Origin of the sequence: Microcoleus sp. OTE_8_concoct_300 (assembly GCF_031383065.1) — a bacterium.
Classification (GTDB): Bacteria; Cyanobacteriota; Cyanobacteriia; order Cyanobacteriales; family Microcoleaceae; genus Microcoleus.
Map to the genome: position 1 here is coordinate 1 of NZ_JANMZH010000285.1, position 1983 is coordinate 1983.

Here is a 1983-nt window from a genome sequence, read left to right on the forward strand (position 1 = left end):
GAGTCCTTATTCAACGGTCAACGGAGAAAATACAGTCAAATTTCTGCAAGAAATCAAAAAACGTCATCCTGAGCAAAGATTACTATTGATTTGGGATGGCGCTTCCTACCATAGAGGAGAGGAAATGAAGAAGCTGTTAGCTATAGAAAACGAAGAAAAAAGACCAGAAGAATGGTCAATTACTTGGGGCTTGCTGAAAAAGTCAGAAAACAGCATTTAGAAAGATGAGTGAATTTGAGCTGGCCTCGGCAATATAAGTTTTGTCAATCTTGTGATGGCGAAACATAGCTTTTACCAATGATTTAAGCCAAAAAACATGACAAAAGGTTTTTGTTGTGAAATAGACAGAAAAAAAGCCAAAAAGCCTGCCGTAGCAGGGCAGAAAGATTCATCACCAGAAAAGTTATTGCGATGCTTGTTTCAGAAGTATTATCAAGTTTAGCCATCACTCTACCGAGGCTGAATCTTCTTTTGGCTTCTCCAAATTTGCCCTCGATTGAGTTACGAATTCTTTCGTCTAATTGAGCTTGTTTTTTTATTGATTTGCTCAGATTTTTGGGAGGTCTTCCTAGACGGACACCGCTCATTCTGATGCCGATTTCTTTGCACCAAATTCTATTTTCTTCTGTTCGATATATCCGATCTACATGAATTGATTCAGGGTAAAATCCGGTGAATTGTTTAAATGCTTCTACTTGTCTTTTAAGGTCTCCTGATTCGTTGAAGTTATCCCAACTAATTCGGTCTAAAAATACGTACCCATTTCGACAACTAGCTGACAGTTTTGCCCCAAACTCAACGGATTTCCCGGCTTTTCCTCTCACTATAGGCCGGATATGTGGTTGCTTTAAACTTACTATTCTGTCGGGAATACTATGTTCTTTCTTTTCATACATTGACAACTGTTGACGGTAGACTTCGGCAACTACTAACAGCATTCTATAATGAGATTTCTTTAGTAACTGTAGCTCACCCATTCGCTCTATATTCGCCAAATTTCTTTGAATGTATTGCAGTTGTTTTTTAATTGCTTTTCTTCTTGCTTTTCGTCGTGGCTTTTTTTGTTTTGCTATGGTTAGGTATTCTTTTCTGGCTCTGTTTCGATATGTCCTCGGCTTTTTTTTTACGGGTGATTTAGTTTGATTGTGTAGGGCATCTATTATTTTTTCAGTATGTTCTCGCGCTTGATTTAATAGTCCTAAGTCGGTCGGATATTTAAGATCGGCTGGCGCACAGGTTGCATCTAATATTAATTTTCCTTGATTTTTGGGTTCACTTAGGTCTGATGACTTTTTTTCTACTTCTTCTCCTTGTACTTGGGTCTGGTCTTTGACCATTTTTTCATTGATTTTATTGACTAGGTTCACACCTATTCTTTGCCGAAAATAAACGAACATGGATGAGTCGAATGGTGCTTCATTACTATAGCCACTTAGACCTAGGAAGTATTGTAGGTATGGGTTTTCTCTTATTTGTTCTACTGTTTCAGAGTCGCTAGTTCCTAATCTTTCTTTGATTATTAATGCCCCCAATGCTATACGAAACGATTTGGCAGGGGCTCCCGTTGAGCAGGTGAAATTTTTGGCATATTCATCTTCAAATTCTGACCAGGGAATTATTTTTGCCATGATTACCCAACGATTATTCTCTGATAATTGTCCCTGTCCGTGAAGGTCAAAGTTGGACGGTGCTTTTGGGGTTGGGTCAAGTTTTCGGTACATGAACGAAAGTGATGCTGTGCATGGCTTTTGACTGATTTTACCTCATAGTCTTACACTTTATCCGCGCCGATCGCGAGTCAAAGTCTTTTCAGATAAGGCTTTTAGGCTTATTCAGCAAGCCCCAATTAGGAGACAATACGCAGGCGATCGCCGATTACAACACAGCACTCGGCATCGATCCACAAAATGTTTATGCGTATTATAACAGAGGTTGCGTTCGCTATAAATTAAAACAAATGCAGCTTGCAATTGAAGACTTTGA

The 1983-nt window shown here is 39.0% G+C and carries 2 protein-coding genes and 1 pseudogene; 2 read left to right on the plus strand and 1 reads right to left on the minus strand.

The genetic code is table 11. From position 1 onward, the window contains the following. Nucleotides 1-220, plus strand: a pseudogene (locus ACUVJL_RS13520) (hypothetical protein); the annotation flags it as partial. A gap of 82 nt (nt 221-302) precedes the next feature. On the opposite strand, the gene ACUVJL_RS13525 reads toward ACUVJL_RS13520, so the two are convergent. Further along, complete coding sequence (locus ACUVJL_RS13525; protein WP_445246319.1) at nt 303-1721, minus strand: IS5 family transposase; 1419 nt, start codon at nt 1719-1721, stop codon at nt 303-305. A gap of 92 nt (nt 1722-1813) precedes the next feature. Between ACUVJL_RS13525 and ACUVJL_RS13530 the strand changes: the two genes are divergently transcribed. Beyond that, on the plus strand, nt 1814-1983 hold a 170-nt coding region (locus ACUVJL_RS13530; protein WP_445246320.1), incomplete at its 3' end, for a tetratricopeptide repeat protein.

Bases quoted from the DNA above. Each gene is read 5' to 3' on its own strand.
- ACUVJL_RS13525 (WP_445246319.1), bottom strand. From the start codon at position 1,721: ATGTACCGAAAACTTGACCCAACCCCAAAAGCACCGTCCAACTTTGAC.